Source organism: Actinomadura sp. NPDC048032 (assembly GCF_040653175.1).
Classification (GTDB): domain Bacteria; phylum Actinomycetota; class Actinomycetes; order Streptosporangiales; family Streptosporangiaceae; genus Spirillospora; species Spirillospora verrucosospora.
In genome coordinates this window covers 1-5,536 of record NZ_JBEZJP010000493.1, presented here as the reverse complement: position 1 = coordinate 5,536, position 5,536 = coordinate 1, and the positions used below count along the sequence as shown (strand labels likewise).

Sequence of the window (5,536 nt, the reverse complement as noted above, 5' to 3'; positions counted from 1 at the left end):
GAACGCGCGCCGTTCCTGGACCCGCAGGCGCGCGGCGCGTTCCACGGCCTCACCGTCCACCACGAGCGCGAGCACGTCGCCCGCGCCGTCCTGGAGGGGCTCAGCCTGGTCGTCCGCGACTGCCTGACGGCGGCCGAGACCCGTCCCACCGAGCTGCGGGTCAGCGGCGGCGGCTCGGCCAGCCCCGTCTGGCTGGGCATGCTGGCCGACGTCACGGGCGTCCCGGTCGTCCGGTCCGCCGACAGCGAGGCCGGGGCGCGCGGCGCGTTCATCACCGGCCTCCTGGCCACCGGGCGGGCCGCCGACGCCCGCGCGGCCGCCGGAGCCCACGTCCGTCCCGGCGACACCCACGCGCCCGACCCGGACCGGGCGGCTCACTACTCCCAGACCTACGAGGACTTCTTGACGATCCGCTCCGCCACGGCGCCCGCCTGGCCGACCCTCGCGGCGGCCCGCGCCCGCACCGGCCTGGACGGCGGCGCCCGGTGACCGACCAGAACGAGGCGGTGTGGGTCGGGGTCGACCTGGGGACGCAGAGCGTGCGCGCGCTCGCCGTCACCGCGTCGGGCGACGTGGCGGGCGCCGGCAGCCGGGCGCTGACCGGGCGGCGGGACGGCCCCCGGCACGAGCAGGACCCCGAGGACTGGTGGACGGCGGTCGGCGCCGCCTGCCGGGAGGCGCTGCGCGACGTCCCGGCGCCGGCGGTGCAGGCCGTCGCCGTCGACGCCACGTCCGGGACGATCCTGCTCACCGACGACGGCGGGCGGCCGCTGACCCCGGCGCTCATGTACGACGACACCCGCGCCGCCGGCCACGTCCAGCGGGTCAACGAGGCCGGCGGCGAGGTGTGGCGCGCCCTCGGCTACCAGCGCATGCAGCCCGCCTGGGCGCTGCCGAAGCTGCTGTGGCTCCTGGAGCACCACCCGCGCGAGGGCGCCCGCCTCGCCCACCAGGCCGACTTCGTCAACCGGCGGCTGACCGGGCACCCGGTGGCCGCCGACCTCAGCAACGCGCTCAAGACCGGGGCGGACCTCGTCGCCGAGGACTGGCCCGCGGACGTCCTCGACGCGCTGGGCGTCCCCGCCGGCCTGCTCCCGCCCCTGGAACGGTCCGGCACCCCGCTCGGGACGGTCTGCGCCGCGGCCGCCGAGGCGACCGGCCTCCCCGAAGGGACCCCGGTCGTCGCGGGCGCCACCGACGGCTGCGCCGCGCAGCTCGGCACCGGGCGCCTCACCGTCGGATCCTGGAACTCCGTCCTCGGCACGACCCTCGTCCTCAAAGGCGTCAGCGACGACCTCGTCCAGGACCCGTTCGGCGTCGTCTACTCCCACAAGGCCCCGGACGGGCGGTGGCTGCCCGGCGGCGCGTCCAGCACCGGCGCCGGCGCGCTCTCCCGCGACTTCCCGGGCCGCGACCTGGCCGACCTGGACCGGCGCGCCGCCCGGCACGAACCCGCGGCGGCGCTCGCCTACCCGCTCGTCCCGGCGGGGGAGCGGTTCCCGTTCCTCGCGCCGGACGCCCGCGGCTTCCGGCTGGACGGCACGGGCGACGAGGCCGACGACTTCGCCGCCGTCCTGCAGGGCGTCGGCTACCTGGAGCGGCTCTGCTTCGACCACCTCGACCTGCTCGGCGCGCCCACCGGCGGCGACCTGACGCTGACGGGCGGGGCCGCGCGCAGCCGGTACTGGTGCCAGCTGCGCGCCGACATCCTCGGCCGCCCCGTCGTGCTGCCCCGGCAGGCCGAGCCCGCGCTCGGCGCCGCCGTCCTCGCCGCCGCGCCGGGCCGCGACATCGCCGAGACCGCCGGGCGGATGGTCGCCGTCAGGGCGGTGATCGACCCGCGTCCGGACAGGACCGGCGTGTTCGACGCGCCCTACCTGCGCCTGGTCGGTGAGCTGGAACGGCGCGGATGGCTGCCCGCCGAGACCGCCGCGCACGCACGCGAGAGGACATCACGATGACGCGCCTCATCCTCGTCCGGCACGGGGAGACCGAATGGCACGCCGACAACCGCTACGCGGGGACCAGCGACGTCGCGCTGACGCCGCGCGGCCTGGACCAGGCCCGCGCCCTGGCCGCGTGGGCGGGCACGGCCCGGCCCGACGCGGTGTGGTGCTCGGACCTGTCGCGGTCCCGGCTGACCGCGGCGCCGTCCGCCGCGGCGATCGGCGCGCGGCTGCACGTCGACGAGCGGCTCCGGGAACTGGACTTCGGGCAGGGCGAGGGGCTCACCCGCGCGGAGATGGAACGCAAGTTCCCCGAGGATCTGCGCGCCTTCCTTGCCGACCCCGTCGCCGCGCACCTTCCCGGCGGCGAGGATCCGTCCGCCGCCGCCCGCCGCTTCACCGCGTGCCTGGACGACATCTCCCGCCTGCACCAGGGCGGCCGCGTCCTGGTCGTCGCGCACTCCACGGCGATCCGGCTCGCGCTGTGCCGGCTGCTGGGGGTGCCGCTCAAGGACTACCGGCGGCGGTTCCCGTCGCTGGGCAACTGCGCACTGACCGAGATCCGGCTCCGGGACGGCGAGGCCGCCCTCCTGGAGTTCAACACCCCACTGGAGCGATGAATGACTACCCGCGTGCTCGCGGCCGGTGACCTTTTCGTCCGCAACGAGCTGCTCATCGACGCCCTGCGCGCCGAGGCGCCCGCCGACCTGGCGTTCTCGGAGGTCACCCTGCCGTGGCCGGTGGAGCCGTTCGGGCGCGTCGCGGAGGTGGACGAGGCGTCGGGGACCGAGGAGCAGCTCATCGAGGCGCTGCGCGGCGCCGAGGTCTGCGTCACCCAGATGGCCCCGCTGACCCGGCGGATCCTGGAGGCCTCGCCGGACCTGCGGCTGTTCGGGATCAGCCGCGGCGGGCCCGTCAACGCCAACCTGGAGGCGGCGACCGAGCACGGCGTGGCCGTCTGCTTCGCGCCCGGCCGCAACGCCGGCGCCACCGCCGAGCACACCCTCGGGCTGATCCTCGCGGCGGTCCGGCGCATCCCGCAGACGCACGTCGACCTGATGGCGGGGCAGTGGCGCGGCGACTACTACCGCTACGACGACGTCGGCATCGAGATCCAGGGCAGCACCGCCGGTCTCGTCGGCTGCGGCGCCGTCGGCCGCCGCGTCGCCCGGGCCCTCGCCGCGCTCGGCGCCCGCGTGCTCGTCCACGACCCGTACCTGGACGACCTCGGCGACCTGTCCGGCATCGCCGAGCTCGTCCCGCTCGACGAGCTGCTGGCGCGCGCGCAGATCGTGTCCCTGCACGCCCGCGCGACGCCGCAGACCACGCGGATGATCGGCGCCGCGCAGATCGCCGCGATGCCGCCCGGCTCCATCATCGTCAACTGCGCGCGCGGGTCGCTGCTGGACTACGAGGCCGTCTGCGACGCCGCCGAGTCCGGCCACCTGTTCGCCGCCGCGTTCGACGTCTTCCCCGAGGAGCCGATCCCCGCCGGGTCGCGGCTGCTGACCACCCCGAACATCATCGTCACACCGCACCTGGCCGGGGCCAGCAAGCAGACCGCCGCCAACGCGGCCCGCATCCTCGCCGCCGACGTCGGCCGCCACCTGCGCGGCGAGGCCCTCCTGCACTGCGCGAACCCCGAGGTGCTGGCCCCCCGGCCCACCGGCCCCTGACCTCCCCACCCCCCACCCAAGGAGGCACGATGCACGGACCCGGACTCGGCGAGGCAGCTCTCACCCGCCGCAGAGTCCTCGGCTTCGCGGGCGCCGCCACGCTCGCCGGAGCCGCAGCCCTGGCCGGCGCCCGCCCCGCCGCGGCCGCCGGACGCTCCTTCACCTTCGACCTGCTGTTCAACGTCCCCCACACCGACAACATGCAGGGCCTCGCCTACCGCCGCGGCCGCTTCTACGTCGGCTTCGACGTGGGCGGCGGACACGGCGTCATCCGCGAGTACGACCGCGACGGCGCCACCCTCAAGGAGAGCGCGCCGCTCGCCGTCGGGCACGCCGCCGAGATCAGCGCCGACCGCGACGGGCTCCTCTACGTCGCCACCGGCGGCGGCACGAACCCGACCAAGGTCAACGTCGTGGACTGGAGTGGTGAGCCCGAAGTCGTGCGCACCATCGACTTCGGCGCGCTCGGCAACTCCGGCCTGGTCGCGGTCGACGACCGGCGCGACGGCCTGCTCGTGCACGCCGGACCGGGCGACCAGGGCCCCTTCGTGTTCGCGTTCACCGACCTCGACGGCACCGTCCGCTCGACCTTCGACCTCGGCTACCAGGGCGTCCCGCAGGGCCTGGAGATGGCCGGTGACAAGGTCCTCTACTACACCAACAACGCCATCACCGTGCTGGACCGGGCGGGGAACATCCTCGAAGCGATACCCATCCCGCTGACCGGGGAGAGCGAGGGGCTGGCGGTCGCGCCCGCGGGCCGCGGCACCCGCGTCTTCTTCGGCTACAACAAGCCGAACCGCGTCTACGCGATGACGCCCGTGTTCCACTGACAGGCCAGGCGCGCGGCCGGGTTCCGTCCATACCTCCCGTCCCGGCCGCGCGCCCTCCCATTTCTGCGCACAAAGTGCTTGACTCCGCGGTCGATATCACGGTCGACTTAGCATCCGGCGGCCCTCGTTTATCGGAATCTTCTAGAGTGCGGATATCCGGCGGGAAGGGGCTTGCATTTCACGGCCACTCGGGTAGAAAAAATCAAATCCCTCTCCCCGAGGAGGAAACCCGTGAAGGCTCCCATCAGGCTGGCCGCCCCCCTCGCGGCCGCCTCCGCCGCGCTGGCCCTGACGGCGCCCGCCGCGTCCGCCGCCACCACCACGATCCGCCAGGAGACCGCCACCGGAGCCCCCTACTCCGGCAACTGGCAGGTCGCAACCGTCGGGGGTCTGGCGTTCTCCGTCGACTACCTGGGCGCGAAGGTGACCGGTTCCTGCGACGGCGCCGAACTGCGGGGCACCGTCCAGTCCACCGGCGCGGGCGGGCTGACCGCCGCGTCGATCGGCGCGTGCCGGACCTCCAACGGCCTGAGCTCCCCGCCCACCGACCTCGACCTCAGCCAGATGCCCGACAAGAGCGGGAGCGTCGCCTACGACCCGGTCGCCGGGGGTCGGGACGGCGTCCTGTCCATCAACGGTGGTCTTCGCTTCAAGATGGAAGGAAAGATCCTCGGCATCACCGTCACCTGCTACTACGGATTCCGGACGGGAGGCACCGACGGTCTGCGCTTCGACGTCTACAACCGCGACAACCCGAACCGCCCCCTGCCGGGCCAGGACGACGCGCAGGGCAGGGCCGACGGCATCACGCTCGTGCGGCAGACGGGAAGCAGCGGCCTCTGCCCGTCCAACGGCACCGGCAGCGGCTCCGCCATCGCGCGCGGTGAGAGCACGCCGGGCTCCGGCGTCTTCGACCGCAAGCTCTACCTGACCCCCTAGCCCGGGGCGAGCGTGCGGAGAGGCGGCCGGGCCCGGGGCCAGTGCAAGGGAGTGATCTGGTTCGCGCCGCTGGCCGGCGTGGTCCTGCTCGGACCGGAGGTCCTGGCGTTGTTCGCCGCGGTGTCGATCGCCGACATCACCG

6 protein-coding genes are annotated in these 5,536 nt (G+C 74.8%); all 6 read left to right on the top strand.

Features of this window, described 5'->3' with window-relative positions; all coding sequences use genetic code 11:
* Window positions 1-489, top strand: a 489-nt coding sequence (locus tag AB0C69_RS37270) for an FGGY-family carbohydrate kinase (protein WP_360360395.1), incomplete at its 5' end; no start/stop codon positions are given.
* Window positions 486-1,961, top strand: coding sequence for an FGGY family carbohydrate kinase (locus AB0C69_RS37265; RefSeq protein WP_360360392.1), 1,476 nt, complete (start codon window positions 486-488; stop codon window positions 1,959-1,961). The genes AB0C69_RS37270 and AB0C69_RS37265, both read left to right, overlap by 4 nt.
* Entirely contained in the window at window positions 1,958-2,566 is a 609-nt protein-coding gene (locus AB0C69_RS37260) for a histidine phosphatase family protein (protein WP_345186541.1), read from the top strand. Before AB0C69_RS37265 ends, AB0C69_RS37260 begins: the two co-directional genes overlap by 4 nt.
* Window positions 2,567-3,622, top strand: coding sequence for a 2-hydroxyacid dehydrogenase (locus AB0C69_RS37255; protein ID WP_360360389.1), 1,056 nt, complete (start codon window positions 2,567-2,569; stop codon window positions 3,620-3,622).
* Window positions 3,623-3,651: 29 nt separating this feature from the next.
* Window positions 3,652-4,455 carry a hypothetical protein gene (locus AB0C69_RS37250; RefSeq protein ID WP_360360386.1) on the top strand — a complete coding sequence of 268 codons (804 nt, stop codon included), beginning with the start codon at window positions 3,652-3,654 and terminating at the stop codon, window positions 4,453-4,455.
* Between the two features lie 231 nt (window positions 4,456-4,686).
* Window positions 4,687-5,394 carry a hypothetical protein gene (locus tag AB0C69_RS37245; RefSeq protein WP_360360383.1) on the top strand — a complete coding sequence of 236 codons (708 nt, stop codon included), beginning with the start codon at window positions 4,687-4,689 and terminating at the stop codon, window positions 5,392-5,394.
* Window positions 5,395-5,536 lie beyond the last annotated feature (142 nt).